Below are 16,172 nucleotides of genomic sequence, written 5' to 3' on the forward strand. Positions count from 1 at the left end.
ATCTTAAAAATTATGAGAAAAATAACGCTTTACCTTCTTTTAATTATTCCTTTTTTTATTTCTTGCCAAGAAGCAAGAAAAGATGAGCTAACACTTAAAGTATTAGCTACTACAGATGTACATGGGGCTTTGTTTCCTTACGATTTAGTAAATGATGAAGTATCGAAGAGTTCTCTCGCTCAGGCATATACTTATATTTCAAAGGAACGAAGTAAGAATGATCAATCTGTTTTACTTTTAGATAATGGAGATATTCTTCAGGGAGATCCCGTAGTTTATTATTCAAATTTCGAGAAGCCTAATCAGAAGCATATTTGTGCCGAGGTTATGAATTTTATGGCTTACGATGCAGGAACTGTCGGAAATCATGATATTGAACCCGGTCATGAAGTGTATGATCGTTTGGTTAACGAATTTGCTTTTCCATGGATGGCTGCAAATGCAGTGAAAGATTCTGATGGAACACCTTATTTTACACCTTATACTATTATTGAGAAAGAGGGTGTTCGAATTGCTGTTATTGGTTTTATAACAGCAGCTATTCCAAAATGGTTACCCGAAAAAATTTGGTCGGGTATACACTTTGAGGAAATAGAAGCTACTGCAAAAAAATGGATGGCAATTGTAAAGGAAAAAGAAAAGCCTGATATGATTATTGGTTTATTCCATTCTGGAATGGGTGAAGTTGATGGTAATGAGTCTGGAGTGGTAGAAAATGAAACCTTCAAAGTGGCTAAAGATGTGCCGGGATTCGATATGATTGTTTGTGGGCATGATCATCAAGAAGCAATCAAGTGGGTTGAAAATACTGATAACAAGCAAGTTTTGATTATTAATCCAAAATCGAAAGCTCAATTTTTAGCCGATGTCACAGTTTCGTTTAAGCTAAATGCTGATAAAAAGACTTATTCAAAAAAGTTGGAACCTCAATTGATCGACGTGAAAGCATTACCTGTTTCCAAAGAGTTTGAGGAGCGATTTAAGACTTATTTTCAAGAGGTAAAAGATTATGTTTCGAGACCAGTTGGACGATTTACAAAATGTATTAAAACATCTGATGCGATGTTTGGCGATTCACCTTTTGTTGATCTGATACAGAATATTCAATTGGATTTGACGGGTGCAGATGTTTCATTTACAGCGCCATTGTCTTTTAATACGAAAATCGATTCAGGTATGCTTTATGTTCGGGATTTATTTAAGTTGTATCGATTTGAAAATTTGCTTTACACCATGAATTTAACTGGTCAAGAAATTAAAGACTTTTTAGAATACAGCTATGATAAATGGTTTCATCAGATGAAAAAGAAGACCGATCCTATGTTGTTTATTAAGTCATCTGAGAAGGGAAATCAGTTAAGTACGATGTTTTTTAACTACGATTCTGCTCAAGGTATAGACTATGAACTTGATTTGAGAAAAGAAAAGGGTAATCGAATTCATATCTCTAAGATGAGTAACGGAGAGGCTTTCGATTTGAATAAAACATATAAAGTAGCATTGAATTCGTATCGTGGAAACGGTGGAGGAGGTCATTTGACTGAAGGAGCAGGACTTTCACAAAAAGAATTGATTGAGCGAATGACTAATTCAACAACAAAAGATCTACGTTTCTATTTAATGAAGTGGATAGAAGAGCAAAAGGTTGTTAATCCTACTTGTGATAATAATTGGACTGTGAGTCCTGAAGCTTGGTGGAAACAGGCAAAAGAGAGAGAATATAAATTATTATATGGCAATAATTAAGCTATAGTAGAGGACTAATAATCATATAAGAATGAAAGATATAATGCTTGAAGAAGAGGAGATCGAATTAGATAGTTTGCAATTCGATAATTTATTGAATAAAGAAGAAAAGGACGCTTTTAACTATCTATTAAATCATACTGTATTTTGCCCCAATTGTAGTCAAATATGTCCTCAGGGGGTTGTCGATTACAATATTATTTTAACCGATGCCAATGAAATTTTGATGAAAGGGAAATGTGGCAAATGTGGAAGTGGTGTCACTCGATTGATGCTGATTGAAGAAGATGCTGGTTTTAAAGATCGTGTAAAAGATATCCGAAATAAATAAGATTTTAAGCAAAGAAAGACTCCAAACTATTTAGTTTGGAGTCTTTTGTATTTTATAGAATCACCTTTAAATCTGTGATTCAATATATTGAATTAGGCAATGAATTACTTTGATATGAATTTCTTGAACACGATCAGAATAACCTGTCCAAGGAACTCTAATTTCAATATCACAAAGCTGAGCCATTTCGCCACCAGTCTTTCCAGTAAGACCAACTACTGTCATTCCTTTTTCTTTGGCTGCCTTAATAGCATTTATAATGTTTTTTGAGTTTCCTGATGTGCTTATGCCTAAAAAGACATCGCCCTTTTGGCCCATGCCTTCTACATAGCGAGAAAAAATGTAATCGAAGCCATAATCGTTAGCTACGCAAGTTATATGGCTAGGATCCGAGATGGCAACAGCAGGCATAGAAATGCGATCATCTCTAAAACGGCCTGTAAGTTCTTCAGCGAAATGCATGGCATCGCACATTGAACCACCGTTACCACAAGATATGATTTTTCTACCATTTCTAATTGCTATTGACATGGCAGTTCCAGCTCTTTCAATGGCAATAAAGTTCTCCTTATTTTTTATAAATGCTTCCAGAACTTGGTGTGCATCATTAAAACTACTTTGTATATCTTCAAGAATCATAGAGTTGCTTTTTTTTTCAAAACTACAATAACAATTGGCAACTTACAATTAGGAAAGGAAAAAACGTAATATGTAAGTCGTATTTTGCTTAAGCACTTAGCTAAGCTGATAGGATTTTGTTAACTTCGAGTCAGTTTCAAACGAGGTATAGACCAACATATTTATTACTATGACACTTAAAGAAAAACTCTACGAAATTATATTTGAATCAGATACAAAAGCAGGTAAGTTATTTGATGTTTTATTACTTATTGTAATTGTTATGAGCATTGTTTTGGTCATGCTCGAGAGTGTACCATCCATTGAACATGAACACCGGGATTTATTACATTTTTTAGAATGGAGTATCACGATTGTCTTTAGTTTAGAATATTTTATGAGGATATGGATTGTATCTAAACCCAAGACCTATATTTTTAGTTTTTTTGGTATTATTGATCTTCTATCTATACTACCTAGTTACTTGGGTTTATTTATTGTTGGAACACATGGTTTGATGGTAATTAGAGCTTTACGTTTGCTTCGAGTTTTCCGAATTCTAAAGCTGAATCGTTATATGAAGGAAGGCGCTATCATTATAAAAGCTTTGAAACAGAGTCGTATTAAAATTTCTGTTTTCCTTTTTGCTGTGTTAACTCTGGTTGTGATTATAGGAACGATGATGTATTTGATAGAAGGTGCCGAAAATGGCTTTACAAGTATTCCTCGAGGTATTTATTGGGCAATTGTAACGTTGACTACTGTAGGTTATGGTGATATCTCACCAGTTACAGCTTTGGGACAGTTTATTGCTTCATTTGTCATGATAATTGGTTATGCTATAATTGCTGTACCCACAGGGATTGTAACGGCAGAATTATCGAAACCGACTAAGTCAAAACCATCGGGTCAGGTTTGTGAAAATTGTTTGTCCGAAGGGCATGATATAGATGATAAGTATTGTAGATTTTGTGGTCATAAAATGAAATAAAAAGTAAAATCTTCAGAAATAAGAACACGATTCTGCTTGATATTGAATAAAGAATTGAAAGATAAGACTTTGTTAATATATCATAAATACCTCTGTGTCTGAATTGATTTATTGGATTAAAATCCAGTATTTATAGCTATATTTGCCTTATAGTTGTATTAAATATAAAAAGCATTAACACAAGTGATTATGGCATTACCAGGTTTTTTTAAGAAGCCGGAATATAAGAGATTTAATATTCAACCACGCTATTGGGATCCTGCAAAGGAAGAACGTGAGGAGAGGGAGAATCGAATTAAAGCCGAATTGGGAATGACCGATGATAATGATCAGTATATCCCTAATATTAAGGGACAAATAAGACGTTCTCTGCGACATAAGAGTGCTGATGTAAGACAAACAAATAAAAAATCGAATATTCGTCTTTTCATTATTTTGTTCCTTCTTTTGTTTATTGCTTACGCCTATGTTTTTGGTTTTGATCTTTCAATACTTAAAATGTAAGGAGACTATTTGAAGCTAAACTTTATTATAAAGCTTCGTTTTGTTTTTATTTCCTTTTTAATTGGGGAACAAGGAATATTTATCTCACATTAAAATTTCACATGTCCGATATTATACAAATACTTCCAGATTCTGTTGCTAATCAGATTGCTGCAGGAGAGGTTGTTCAACGACCGGCTTCTGTAGTGAAAGAGTTGGTTGAAAATGCTATTGATGCAGGGAGTACTTCCATAAAGATAAATCTGAAGGATGCAGGTAAAACCCTAATCCAAATTATAGATAATGGTTGTGGTATGTCAGCTACCGATGCTCGATTAGCTTTTGAGCGTCACGCTACTTCGAAGATTAAGGCTGCCAATGATTTATTTGCTATTCGCACCATGGGTTTTCGTGGTGAAGCCTTAGCTTCTATTGCAGCCATTGCCAATGTTGAACTTAAAACAAAACGCACCGAAGATGAGCTAGGAACTTGTCTTTTGATAGATGGGTCAGAATTGATTTCACAAGATTCTGTAGCTTGTCCTTCTGGGAGTAATTTTATTGTTAAGAATCTCTTTTATAATGTTCCTGCCCGTCGTAAGTTTCTTAAGGCAAACTCAACAGAGCTGAGAAATATTATTACTGAATTTTATAGAATTGCTTTAGCTAGTCCCGATATTGAGTTTCAGTTGATTCATAACGATGTTGAGGTACATAATCTTGCTCCAAGTAATAGGCGCCAAAGAATCGTTAATATTTTTGGGCGAAATATTAATACAAGATTAATAGGTATTGACACCGATACGAGTATTGTTAAAATCTCTGGTTTTATTGGTAAACCTAAGAATGCTAAACGAAGAAGCGATGAACAATTCTTTTTCGTAAACAATCGCTATATGCGGCATTCATACTTTCACAAGGCTGTTTTGTTGGCTTACGATAAAATATTACCACCTGGTACAGTTCCACCTTATTTTATCTTTTTTGAGGTTGATCCAAAGATTATTGATATTAATATTCATCCAACCAAAACAGAGATTAAGTTTGAGGATGAACAAGCCATATTCCAGATTATACGAGCATCAATTCGAGAGGCTCTAGGTAAATTTAATATCGTGCCTTCTATCGATTTTGATGAGGATAATAGTCTTGAAATTCCTCTTGTAAATCAAGATGTTTCTGATGTTGAAGCACCTATGATTAAGGTAAATCATGAGTTTAATCCTTTTGAAGCAGATACCTCGTTCAATCCCTTTGAACAAGGAAGAAATACCATAGAGGATAATCAGTTCTACCAGGAATTTAAACCGAAAACGCCTACAGCTGAACCAACAGCTCAAAGTGCGAAGAAAGAGGTTCCTCAGGATTGGGATAAGCTCTATCAGGATAGAGAGCCAGATTTGATACCTGATTATCCGATTGAAGAACAGACTGAGCTTAAAAGACCTCCGATGCCTGATTATTTCAAGCCACAGGAAGCTCCTCAGAATCAAATACAACAAAAAATATTTCAAAGAGATCGAAATGCTAAATCACAAGATTTCTTTCAGTTAAAAAATAGATATATACTAACGCCCGTTCGTTCTGGTTTAATGATTATCGACCAGCGAAAGGCACACGAAAGAATTTTGTTTGAGAAGTTTAGAAATTCTGTTCAAAATAATCAAGGTGTGGCGCAACAAACGCTTTTTCCTCAAACTATTGAGTTTAATGCCTCTGATTATACCCTTTTACAGGTGATTATCGAAGATGTTAGAGCATTAGGTTTTGATATTAGAGAATTTGGAAAGAAAACTTTTGTAATAAATGGCACGCCGGCTGATATACAAAATGTTAACCCCAAAGAGTTAATAGAAAATCTTCTGGAAAACTATAAGGTGAATCAATTGGATGTAAAGGTTAAGGTTCGTGAGAATTTAGCAAAGGCCTTGGCAAAAGCCTCTGCTGTTAATTATGGAAAAACGCTTAACTCTGAAGAAATGAGTGCCATTATTGATCAACTTTTTGCTTGCGAAACACCAAATTATACTCCTGATGGAAAAACCATCGTTTCGGTTTTAGAGACTCAGGAACTTGACAAACGTTTTAGGTAAATACTGACAATTTGACTGTAATTCCTGGTTTAAATTTCTTGGTATGGCTCTTGTCTTAATAGAGTTCTTACCGAAATTTAATCGATATACGAAGTAGGAATTGTAAGCATCATAAAAAAATATTGTAATGAATAATTTAAAATCGACATTATTAAATCTACCTCCAGTTGTTAAAAATCTGTTGATAATAAATACTCTGATGCTACTGGCTACATGGGTTTTACAACAAACTGGTATTGATTTAAATAAGATATTAGGTCTATACTTCTTCGAATCTGAGCATTTTATGCCTTTTCAGTATGTGACTCACATGTTTATGCATGCTAACATCATGCATCTCTTCTTTAATATGTTCGCGCTTTTCATGTTTGGTCGTGTATTGGAATCAGTGTGGGGACCTAAAAGGTTTTTAACTTATTATATGATTACAGGTTTGGGAGCTGCGGCTTTGCACACTTTTGTTATTTGGTTAGATTATTCATCAGTGATGAAAGCTTTTACAGCCTTCTCAAATACGCCAACGCCTGAATTATTTTCTTCGATTATAAATGATGCATTAGGAAGACCAGCAGCCTGGGTATACGAATTTGCCGATAAGTGGGCTGATAATCCCGATAGTGTTGAATATGCTAAAAGAGGGGTTGAAATTGCACATCAAGCTATTACAGCAAGTATTAATGGGGTTACTATTGGTGCATCAGGTGCTGTATTCGGAATTCTATTAGCTTTTGGCATGTTGTTCCCAAATACGGAATTGATGCTTCTATTTCCTCCAATTCCAATCAAAGCAAAATATTTTGTGATTGGTTATGGTGCAATAGAACTCTATAGTGGATTCCAACATAGTGCTGGAGATAACGTAGCTCACTTTGCTCACCTTGGAGGTATGCTCTTTGGTTTTATTCTGATTAAGTATTGGCAAAAGCACTCTAATCGATTTTATTAGTCGATAGCAATACAGTAAATTAACAATTAGTATTCATTTTAAAGTTAGTGTCATTTTTCTAACTTGTTATTGACTTATTTGATATAAGCATGAATTTTAACAATCCATATCAATCCTATTCTCATCAGAATATTTGGGAAGGCATTAAGAGTTCTTTTAAAGAAGGAAGTAATTTGAGTCGGTTAATTTATATTAACCTAGGCGTGTTTATTCTTGTAAAGATCGCAGCTGTTGTTGCTTTTCTTTTTGGCTTAGCTCCAAGCGAAGGAAATTTTGTTTTGAATTGGTTGATGTTACCTGCTGACACGTCAGTACTTTTATTTCGTCCATGGACGGTTTTTACCTATATGTTTTTGCACGAAGGTTTCCTTCATATTCTTTTCAATATGCTTTATTTGTATTGGTTTGGAAAGATATTTCTGAGTTTTCTTGATCAGAAGAAACTCTTGAGTGTTTATTTGCTAGGAGGACTAACTGGAGCTTCAATTTTTGTGTTTGCATTTAATATTTTTCCTGTATTTGCTGATAGATTGGCTTATTCGGTAGCCTTAGGAGCGTCAGCATCGGTTATGGCAGTTGTGTTTGCTACTGTTAGTTATTCACCTAATTATATTGTAAATTTAGTATTCATTGGTCCCGTTAAAATTAAATATATTGCTCTTGTCTTTATTCTTCTCGATGTAATTCAGTTGCCTCAAGGTAATGCTGGTGGACATTTGGCTCATTTTGGAGGCGCTTTCTATGGTTGGTTTTTCATCAATCAATTGCAAAAAGGAAGAGATGTATCTTTAGGATTTAATCAAATGATGGATACTGTTTTCTCTTGGTTTACGTCTAAGAAGAAAATGAAAGTAACCCATAAACGAAAGAAAACTGGAGATGATAGGGCTTATAATAAGGCTAAAAAACAAAAGCAAGAAAGTTTAAATGTGATTTTAGAGAAGATATCAAAATCGGGTTACGATAGTTTATCCAAAGAAGAGAAGGAAATTCTGTTTAAATCGAGTAATGATTAGTACTTAAAGTTAAAAAGTATTTATGAATATTTATAAGTTGGAAATTCTTTAGGTACTTTTAACTCAAGGCACTCTAAATACTAATAACTAACAACAGATTTAATTGAAGAAAATACTCCATACAGGACTGGTTGTTTTTAGCTTGATTTTCTCAGGCTCGCTCTTGATTTCTTATTTTGCGGCTTATATTAATCCTGGAACTCTTGGTTTTCCTGCATTTTTCGGACTAGCTTTTCCATACCTCCTAATTGTCAATCTTCTTTTTGTTTTGTATTGGATGTTTCGTCGAAAGTGGAGTTTTTTAATTCCTCTCGTTACTATTCTTGTTGGCTATGGTAGCTTAAGTAATTTTTATCAGTTAAGCAGGGGAGATAAGGGCGTTATAACAGCTTCAGAGCAACTTACTGTCCTTTCCTATAATGTACGCTCGTTTGATAGGTATCAGTGGACTAAAGATCCTAATACGCCTCAAAATATTATAAAATTGATAAATTCACAGGAACCCGATGTTGTTTGTTTACAAGAATATCGGACCACGACCAATGGTTTTTTATCACTTGCTAATTTGAAGAAAATATTAGGAATGAAATATGTGTATTCCAGTAATAAAAATAGTGGGGTTGCTATATTTTCAAAATATCCTATAGTTAAAAAGGCTAGGCTTTCATTTGGAAAAGGTAATTTGTGTAAGGCTATTTATGCTGATATTTCTTTTAAGAGTAAATTATTGCGAATTTATAACCTTCATTTGGAATCGAATCGACTCGTTAATAAAAATTATCAGTTTATAAAAAAAGAGGAGTATCAAGGGAATGATGAAGATTTGAATGAGATTAAAGATATTTCTTCACGTTTAAATCATGCTTTTTCTCGTAGGGCAGAACAAGCTCTCAAAATAAAGGAACATGTCAATCAATCTCCAAATCCGACTTTGGTATGTGGCGATTTTAATGATACACCTAATTCGTACACCTACCATCAATTATCTAAAGGTATGAATGATGCTTTTGTGACTCAAGGCCATGGCATAAGTGCTACTTATTCTGGCGATTTTCCATCCTTTCGTATTGATTATCTTCTCTATTCAGAAGATATAGTGTGTACTAGCTACGATCGTATTAGAAAACGGTATTCCGACCATTATCCTATTTGTGCAAGTTTTGTTCTTAAGTAGAAATTAATGATATAAAAAAAGGACTTCCTAGTTGGAAGTCCTTTTTTTATATGTTGTAAACTGGGATTATTTTGTATCGTATCCCCATTTAATTAGGATTGCACCCCAAGTAAATCCGGCTCCAAATCCTGAAAGGATAATGTCATCGCCTTTTTTAAGTTGTTTTTCCCATTCCCACAAACACAATGGAATTGTAGCTGAAGTCGTGTTACCATATTTTTCAATATTGATCATCACTTTTTCTTTAGCTAAGCCCATACGTTTTGCAGTAGCTTCAATAATACGGTTGTTTGCCTGATGAGGAACCAACCATGCTAACTCTTCAGATGTGATGTTGTGTTTCTCCATCATCTCAACAGATACATCAGCCATGTTAGATACCGCGTGTTTAAATACGTGGCTTCCTTCTTGGTAAATGAAATGTTCTCGATTATCTACTGTTTCGTGACTTGCAGGTCTGCAAGATCCACCAGCTTTTTGGTATAAGTGTTTGCGACCAGAACCTTGCGTATGTAAGATTTCGTCGATGACCCCTACATTTTCAGTAGTTGGTTCAAGAAGTACTGCTGCAGAACCGTCACCAAAAATAGGACAGGTTTGTCGATCAGTATAATCTACAATTGAAGACATTTTTTCAGCTCCTACAACGATAACCTTTTTACACATTCCGGATTCTATGTATTTAGCACCCGTCGTTAGAGAAAAAAGGAAACCAGAACAACCAGCATTTATATCGAAACTGAAAGCATTGTTTATGCCAACTTTATCGCTAATAATGTTTGCTGTGGCAGGAAATGGCATATCTGGTGTTACAGTTGCGCAAATCACCAAGTCAATTTCTTCAGGAGAGGTATTGGTCTTTTTAAGCAATTCTGCAACTGCTTTACTTCCCAATTCTGAAGAACCTAGACCGTCGCCTTTTAAAATTCTTCTTTCTTTAATACCAATTCGAGTCATGATCCACTCATCGTTGGTATCAACCATGGTGCTCAATTCCTCATTGGTAAGAATGTAGTCAGGAAGATAAGCCCCAACTCCTGTAATTACTGCGTTTATCTTTGTCATTACTGTGCTTACTTATTATTCTTTTTTTGATTAAAATAACTCACAATTATAACCAAAACGATTATCAATTGCAAAGCTTACAATCATGGAGGATAAATGAATTAGACACAAAAATACTTATAAGCAAAATTGCTCCATAGACTTATTCTAAAGAGCAATTTTACTATTGCGTTAAACCTTATCCGAAAGAATTAGATTATGCTGTAACTTCTTTTTCAATCGCTAATTTACCTCTATAGTATCCGCACTCAGGGCAAACTGTATGGTATTTAGTAGTTGCTCCACAATTTGAGCAAGATGCTAGAGTCGCAGGAGTAGCCTTAATATGAGTTCTTCTCTTACCTTTTCTCTGCTTCGATGTTCTGTGTTTTGGATGTGCCATTTTTAACCTATTAAACTATTTATTATCAATCAATTTTTTTAATTCACTCCATCTCGGATCAATTTCTTCTTTTTCCGAGTGTTCGTCCAATCTTTGCATCATCTCTTCGTTGCAAGTGCTGTATCCATCTTCGTCATCTGGGTGTATAAAGTTAATTGGAAAACTCAACAAAATTAACTCATAAATATATTGAGCTATTCTAATTTCGCTTTCCGATTCTGGTACGACAACAACGTCATCATCCAATTCTTCATACGTTTCACCAAATTTGATAAAGAGGGTTGAAGCTCCTTTTACCGGATACATGAAACGATCTAAACAACGATCACAAATTACATTAATTTCTCCTGCAATTTCTAAGTCAAGTGTCATGACAAGGGTTTTCTTTAAAAGCGATGCTTTTACAGAAATACTACCTTGAAAGTCATTCTCGAAATGAAAATGCTCAAAGAACTCTTTGTCAGCCGTGAATTCGAATTCATGTCTGCCGTCTTTTAATCCTTTGTAAGGAATCGTGTATTTTGCTAAATAATCCAAGATGCTTAAATAAAACTTTGCAAAAGTATATAAATTTATAATAGCTATCCTTAAACTCGAACATCTTTTTTCGCAAAAAGTATGGATTTTTGATTAAAGAGATTTCGCTTAAACGACTTAGTGTTCAGTTTAATGGATTAGTTATAGCCATTTGTTCGAAATAAAAACTTACAATTTGAAGTCTTTACCCGTATAAATGGGCTGCAAAAATAGTCAGAAATTACTGATTGAAAAATTATTTGAGGATTTTTAATAAGCAAAAGTGCTAATTTGTAGGTAATAGTATACGAATACAGCTGCCTTTGCCCAATTCAGAACGGTGTACAAATATTTTTCCACCATGATATTCCTCTATGATTCGTTTTGCAAGAGAAAGTCCTAAGCCCCATCCACGTTTTTTAGTTGTGTAACCAGGCTCGAAAATGGCATGAAATTGATTTTTGTGTAAGCCTTTTCCTGTATCGCAAATATCAAGGCATAAATTATTTTGTGATTTACTTAGATTAAAACTTAAACGTCCTGCGCCACTCATGGCATCAATGGCATTTTTGGTTGTATTTTCTATCACCCAAGAAAACAGCTCTTTATTGATGGCAGGTTTAATGTTAATATCTTTATCTATGTTGACAATAAATTCAATTTTATTAGATGATCTTTTTTTAAGGTAGTTGATACTGTCCTCTAAAATTAGTTTAATATCATTTGAAACTAAAACAGGTTTTGATCCAATTTTTGAGAAACGTTCAGCAATTACCTCAAGGCGTTCTACATCTTTGCCCATTTCTTGTGTCATGCTTTTGTCTATATCAGATGCTTTAAGTAACTCCATCCAGGCAAGGAGAGAACTTATGGGTGTACCCAATTGGTGAGCTGTTTCTTTCGACATACCCACCCAAACCTGATCTTGCTCTGATTTTTTAGTGATACTAAAAACCCAATAGCCCAATAGAACGAGAGAAATGATGAGTCCGAGTTGTAAGTAAGGATAAATTTCTAATTGCTTTAAAAGACTGGAATCATCGTAATAGAGGATTGTTTTAACACCATAGAGTTCAATTTCGAAATGCAGGCCACTTTGTTGCATTTTATGTAAAACCTTTTTTAATTTTTCTTCGGAGTTTCTATTGGCTAAACCTAAATTGCGATGATCTGTTATCTCACCTTTCTCATTGGTTAAAATAATGGGTGTTGTTTCGTTTTGCTCTAGGATATTAGTAAGAAGGGTGATATCTTGATTTGGATCGGAATTTATGCTGGTAAGCGCATCTGCCCATAACTTCACTTTTTTCTCTTCTTCGTGAGCTAATTTATTTACCAAATTACTGGTGTAGAATATTGAACCCAAAACAATGAATCCTGCAAAGAGTAGAAACCCTATTTTCCATTGACGTTTTTTTAAAAATATATTCATCGATAAGATGTTTTCTTACTGTGTCGGATCTTTTATTTTGAAATAAATAGTATTTAAAGATGCTAATTATTTATTGTACTGCCGTCTAAATTGGCATCAAAAAAAACTGATACAATAATAAAACAGTATATGTGTTTAATTATTGTATCAGTCTTTTTAATATTATGGGTGATTTTTCTATTTCAACTTTTTAAAATAGTCGATAAGAAGTTTCGCATTTTCTAAAGGTTCATCCTTTTCAATTTCTATTCGATAAACTTTTTGTGTTGTTCTTGTATCAAGACCATGACCGTATGCTTTATCGTAATAATCAAGGGTTATATCAGCCACTGTTGCAAAATCACCGTGGTCTAAACTTTCGAATGCTCTTTTCACTCTTAAGCCTCCTAATCGTTTTTCAATTTTTTTACACAATTGTTTAAGTTGTTCGATATCAAAGCATGCATATTCTTTTACGAGACGTTTTATACGTTCCGATTTTGGAATGATAATGGCTAAAACTGGGGCTTTTCTCATTTGTGAGAAAAGAGCATCGTTTATCCAAACTGAACCTACTGAATGACTTTCATCTTCTGTCCAAATTGGTTTTGTGTGGTCAAAACCGGACCATATCTTAGCTAAATCATTTTCATATTGTTCTGTTGTTGGTTGATCTGCTTGACCTAAGGCTCCAAAAGCTGAACCTTTATGGTTTGCTAAACCTTCTAAATCAACAACCTGTTCATTCATCTCAGTCAACTTGTGCAGTATTTCTGTTTTGCCGCTGCCAGTATAACCACCAATTACAACTAAGTTTGTTGGTTCTGAGAATGCATTACGTATATGGTGTCGGTATGCTTTATAGCCTCCAACAAGTAAGCTTGGCTTTAATCCTGCTGTTTCAAAAAGCCATGCCATGCTACTACTTCGCATGCCACCTCTCCAGCAATGAATTAGGATTTCCCCATTTACGGCTACTTTTTTAGCTCTTCTAACAAATATAGATAACTTGGGACCAACGAGCTCTAAACCTAAGAGAATAGCAGCATCTTTGCTTGAACGTTTATACTTCGTACCAACTTGAGCTCTTTCTTCATTCGTGAAAATTGGAATGTTGATAGCATCAGGAATGTGTCCGTCTTCAAATTCAGCAGGCGTTCTTACGTCTATCATTGGAATTGTTTTCCCTTTTTCAAGAAATTCTTTTGCCGATAATTTAGTGATCATGTTGTTAGCTAAAATTTCCCGTTCTCAACAATTAAGACCAGGATTATAAGTAAGTATATGTGTGGATGAACTTAAATAAGCTGAAAATAGAAATTTTAATTTTCTAATAATTCACCTAACAATGAACTGCCACCTTTTTTCGTGTTATTTCCCACAGGAGAAATAGCTTGTATCAATTTTCTGATAGGCATAGATTGAAGGTAAACTTTACCTGTTCCCTTTAGAGTTGCTAAAAAGAGACCTTCACCACCGAAAACCATCGATTTTAAACCTCCAGCTTTTTCAATTGAAAAATCAATACCTTCTTCAAAAGCAACTACACAACCCGTATCAACTCGTAAAGTCTGATTGTTTAATTGTTTTTCAATTACAGTACCACCTGCATGAACAAAGGCTTTGCCATCTCCTTGGAGTTTTTGTAGAATGAAACCTTCGCCACCAAAGAATGTAGCACCTATTTTTTTGTTGAATGCAATACTAACTTTGGTTCCAAGAGCAGCACAAAGAAAACCATCTTTTTGAACAATTAAAGAACCACCTGATTGATTTAGGTCAATTGGCATAATTGTACCTGGATAAGGAGCTGAAAAAGCAACTTTAGCTTTACCGTAACCTTTATGCGTGAAGTGAGTAAGGAAAAGTGATTCGCCAGTTAGTATTCGTGAACCTGCAGATAGAAGTTTACCAAATAAGCCTGCTTCAGGTTCTGAACCATCACCCATTTTAGCCTCAAATTGAATGCCTTCTTCCATATAAGCCATGGCTCCAGCTTCTGCAATTACAGTTTCGTTTGGGTCTAATTCAATTTCAACCAATTGAATGTCGTTACCGTATATTTTGTAGTCTATTTCGTGTGAATGCATATTTGTAGTTTTAGAATTTGTGAAACGTTCCATTAGTAAGCTTTTTAAAACAAAAAGTGAATGACTCAATGGGAGACTTCCATGTGACTATGGCTTTAACTCACTTGAGCTTTTGCGTTTAAATTACAGACACATGAAATAAAAGCTCAAGATATAAGGATTTAACTTAAACTCAAAGAAGAGTGTGTTTAAGATGCCAAATTTAGTTCTTGAGAAGCCTATTTTGATTGCGTTTATCTGTATTTTAATTCTTCATCTTCTGACATCATGCCCCAATAGCTATCGTATCTTGATTCTGCAATCTCACCAGAGTCTACAGCTTCTTTAACAGCACATTTAGGTTCGTGCATATGCGTGCAATTGTGGAATTGGCATTTTTTAGATATCCTGAAAATTTCAGGAAAGAAATGAAACATTTCTTCTTTTTCCATATTAAATGTTCCAAAACCTCGAATTCCTGGTGTGTCTATAATATAGCCACCAAAATCAAGTTCGAACATTTCTGAAAATGTAGTTGTATGTTTCCCTGAGGAATGGGATTCTGAAATTTCACCTGTTTTTAATTCCAAGCCTGGTTGAATAGAATTTATGAGAGTCGATTTTCCAACTCCAGAGTGTCCGGAAAGAAGGTTTATCTTATCTTTCATTTCCGCTTTAAGCAGATCCATATTTAAGCCAGTTGTAGCTGAAACCTCGAAACATTTATATCCAATATTCTCGTAAATGAGTTTAAGTTCTGCTAACTGTTCTTTATCGTTCTCTCTATAACGATCAACTTTATTGAATACCAAGTTTACGGGAATGTTGTAGGCTTCTGCAGCTGCTAAAAATCTATCGATAAATGTGGTTGTGGTAAGCGGGTAGTTGACAGTTATAATTAAAAAAGCGTGATCGATATTAGAAGCAATAATTTGGCTACTTTTTGAAAGGTTAGTCGATTTACGAATAATGTAATTTTTTCTGTCATTGATTTTAACAATAACATGAGAGTCTTTTTCTGTATCAAATTGGACAATATCGCCTACAGAGATTGGGTTAGTTGTACGAATACCCTCCATACGAAAACGACCTTTGATCCTACAATCATGAATTTCTCCATCATCGGTTTTAACAGTGTACCAACTACCAGTTGATTTTATAACTAATCCTTCTTTCACAGCTTATTTGTTTTTTGAAAAGGCTTTATCACACCTTTATGGACCTTGTTTATTTATTTGGGTATGCTATTAGAAATTTCTTTCTTAATAATTCAACAAAAATAGTGAATTTTGTGATTAGTTTTTAGAAAATTTAGCTTAATAAACCATAAG

Annotated in this window: 16 protein-coding genes; 8 read left to right on the top strand and 8 right to left on the bottom strand. The window is 34.4% G+C overall.

Annotated elements, in window-relative coordinates:
• Positions 1-12: 12 nt before the first annotated feature.
• Positions 13-1,746, top strand: a complete 1,734-nt coding sequence (locus tag EMN46_RS04450) for a bifunctional UDP-sugar hydrolase/5'-nucleotidase (RefSeq protein ID WP_154199478.1) — start codon at positions 13-15, stop codon at positions 1,744-1,746.
• Positions 1,747-1,777: 31 nt separating this feature from the next.
• Positions 1,778-2,077: a hypothetical protein gene (locus tag EMN46_RS04455; protein ID WP_154199479.1), complete on the top strand. Its 300-nt coding sequence runs from the start codon at positions 1,778-1,780 to the stop codon at positions 2,075-2,077.
• Positions 2,078-2,143: 66 nt separating this feature from the next.
• Here the strand turns inward: EMN46_RS04455 and lpcA are convergent, their stop codons facing one another.
• Positions 2,144-2,716 (bottom strand): D-sedoheptulose 7-phosphate isomerase, encoded by a 573-nt coding sequence (gene lpcA, locus EMN46_RS04460; protein WP_154199480.1) that lies wholly within the window; start codon positions 2,714-2,716, stop codon positions 2,144-2,146.
• Positions 2,717-2,885: 169 nt separating this feature from the next.
• Here lpcA and EMN46_RS04465 point away from each other — a divergent pair, with 169 nt between their 5' ends.
• The 6 genes from EMN46_RS04465 (at position 2,886) to EMN46_RS04490 (ending at position 9,398) form a co-directional block, all read left to right on the top strand.
• Complete coding sequence (locus tag EMN46_RS04465) at positions 2,886-3,686, top strand: ion transporter (RefSeq protein WP_154199481.1); 801 nt, start codon at positions 2,886-2,888, stop codon at positions 3,684-3,686.
• A 189-nt stretch (positions 3,687-3,875) separates the two neighbouring features.
• Positions 3,876-4,190 carry a hypothetical protein gene (locus tag EMN46_RS04470; RefSeq protein WP_154199482.1) on the top strand — a complete coding sequence of 105 codons (315 nt, stop codon included), beginning with the start codon at positions 3,876-3,878 and terminating at the stop codon, positions 4,188-4,190.
• Between the two features lie 101 nt (positions 4,191-4,291).
• Positions 4,292-6,262 carry a DNA mismatch repair endonuclease MutL gene (mutL, locus tag EMN46_RS04475; RefSeq protein WP_154199483.1) on the top strand — a complete coding sequence of 657 codons (1,971 nt, stop codon included), beginning with the start codon at positions 4,292-4,294 and terminating at the stop codon, positions 6,260-6,262.
• A gap of 127 nt (positions 6,263-6,389) precedes the next feature.
• Positions 6,390-7,208 carry a rhomboid family intramembrane serine protease gene (locus EMN46_RS04480; RefSeq protein WP_154199484.1) on the top strand — a complete coding sequence of 273 codons (819 nt, stop codon included), beginning with the start codon at positions 6,390-6,392 and terminating at the stop codon, positions 7,206-7,208.
• Between the two features lie 89 nt (positions 7,209-7,297).
• A complete protein-coding gene (locus EMN46_RS04485; protein WP_154199485.1) occupies positions 7,298-8,224 on the top strand; it encodes a rhomboid family intramembrane serine protease in 927 nt (308 codons plus the stop codon).
• Between the two features lie 103 nt (positions 8,225-8,327).
• Positions 8,328-9,398, top strand: a complete 1,071-nt coding sequence (locus tag EMN46_RS04490; RefSeq protein WP_154199486.1) for an endonuclease/exonuclease/phosphatase family protein — start codon at positions 8,328-8,330, stop codon at positions 9,396-9,398.
• A 66-nt stretch (positions 9,399-9,464) separates the two neighbouring features.
• On the opposite strand, the gene EMN46_RS04495 is transcribed toward EMN46_RS04490, so the two are convergent.
• The 7 genes from EMN46_RS04495 to rsgA all read right to left on the bottom strand — a co-directional run bounded on the left by EMN46_RS04495 (position 9,465) and on the right by rsgA (position 16,019).
• Entirely contained in the window at positions 9,465-10,463 is a 999-nt protein-coding gene (locus EMN46_RS04495) for a beta-ketoacyl-ACP synthase III (RefSeq protein WP_154199487.1), read from the bottom strand.
• Between the two features lie 196 nt (positions 10,464-10,659).
• Complete coding sequence (rpmF, locus tag EMN46_RS04500) at positions 10,660-10,845, bottom strand: 50S ribosomal protein L32 (RefSeq protein WP_154199488.1); 186 nt, start codon at positions 10,843-10,845, stop codon at positions 10,660-10,662.
• A 15-nt stretch (positions 10,846-10,860) separates the two neighbouring features.
• A complete protein-coding gene (locus EMN46_RS04505) occupies positions 10,861-11,382 on the bottom strand; it encodes a DUF177 domain-containing protein (RefSeq protein ID WP_154199489.1) in 522 nt (173 codons plus the stop codon).
• 265 nt (positions 11,383-11,647) lie between these two features.
• Positions 11,648-12,793 (bottom strand): PAS domain-containing sensor histidine kinase, encoded by a 1,146-nt coding sequence (locus EMN46_RS04510; protein ID WP_154199490.1) that lies wholly within the window; start codon positions 12,791-12,793, stop codon positions 11,648-11,650.
• A 177-nt stretch (positions 12,794-12,970) separates the two neighbouring features.
• Positions 12,971-13,999, bottom strand: a complete 1,029-nt coding sequence (gene mnmH / locus EMN46_RS04515; protein ID WP_154199491.1) for a tRNA 2-selenouridine(34) synthase MnmH — start codon at positions 13,997-13,999, stop codon at positions 12,971-12,973.
• A 95-nt stretch (positions 14,000-14,094) separates the two neighbouring features.
• Complete coding sequence (locus EMN46_RS04520) at positions 14,095-14,895, bottom strand: TIGR00266 family protein (RefSeq protein ID WP_229130271.1); 801 nt, start codon at positions 14,893-14,895, stop codon at positions 14,095-14,097.
• Between the two features lie 200 nt (positions 14,896-15,095).
• Positions 15,096-16,019 carry a ribosome small subunit-dependent GTPase A gene (gene rsgA / locus EMN46_RS04525; protein ID WP_368667493.1) on the bottom strand — a complete coding sequence of 308 codons (924 nt, stop codon included), beginning with the start codon at positions 16,017-16,019 and terminating at the stop codon, positions 15,096-15,098.
• Positions 16,020-16,172: the final 153 nt, after the last annotated feature.

Source organism: Ancylomarina sp. 16SWW S1-10-2 (genome assembly GCF_009669305.1).
Lineage (GTDB): Bacteria > Bacteroidota > Bacteroidia > Bacteroidales > Marinifilaceae > Ancylomarina.

Coding starts and splice junctions, on each gene's coding strand:
- EMN46_RS04450 (WP_154199478.1), top strand. CDS start 13: ATGAGAAAAATAACGCTTTACCTTCTTTTAATTATTCCTTTTTTTATT.
- EMN46_RS04455 (WP_154199479.1), top strand. CDS start 1,778: ATGAAAGATATAATGCTTGAAGAAGAGGAGATCGAATTAGATAGTTTG.
- lpcA (WP_154199480.1), bottom strand. CDS start 2,716: ATGATTCTTGAAGATATACAAAGTAGTTTTAATGATGCACACCAAGTT.
- EMN46_RS04465 (WP_154199481.1), top strand. CDS start 2,886: ATGACACTTAAAGAAAAACTCTACGAAATTATATTTGAATCAGATACA.
- EMN46_RS04470 (WP_154199482.1), top strand. CDS start 3,876: ATGGCATTACCAGGTTTTTTTAAGAAGCCGGAATATAAGAGATTTAAT.
- mutL (WP_154199483.1), top strand. CDS start 4,292: ATGTCCGATATTATACAAATACTTCCAGATTCTGTTGCTAATCAGATT.
- EMN46_RS04480 (WP_154199484.1), top strand. CDS start 6,390: ATGAATAATTTAAAATCGACATTATTAAATCTACCTCCAGTTGTTAAA.
- EMN46_RS04485 (WP_154199485.1), top strand. CDS start 7,298: ATGAATTTTAACAATCCATATCAATCCTATTCTCATCAGAATATTTGG.
- EMN46_RS04495 (WP_154199487.1), bottom strand. CDS start 10,463: ATGACAAAGATAAACGCAGTAATTACAGGAGTTGGGGCTTATCTTCCT.
- rpmF (WP_154199488.1), bottom strand. CDS start 10,845: ATGGCACATCCAAAACACAGAACATCGAAGCAGAGAAAAGGTAAGAGA.
- EMN46_RS04510 (WP_154199490.1), bottom strand. CDS start 12,793: ATGAATATATTTTTAAAAAAACGTCAATGGAAAATAGGGTTTCTACTC.
- mnmH (WP_154199491.1), bottom strand. CDS start 13,999: ATGATCACTAAATTATCGGCAAAAGAATTTCTTGAAAAAGGGAAAACA.
- EMN46_RS04520 (WP_229130271.1), bottom strand. CDS start 14,895: ATGGAACGTTTCACAAATTCTAAAACTACAAATATGCATTCACACGAA.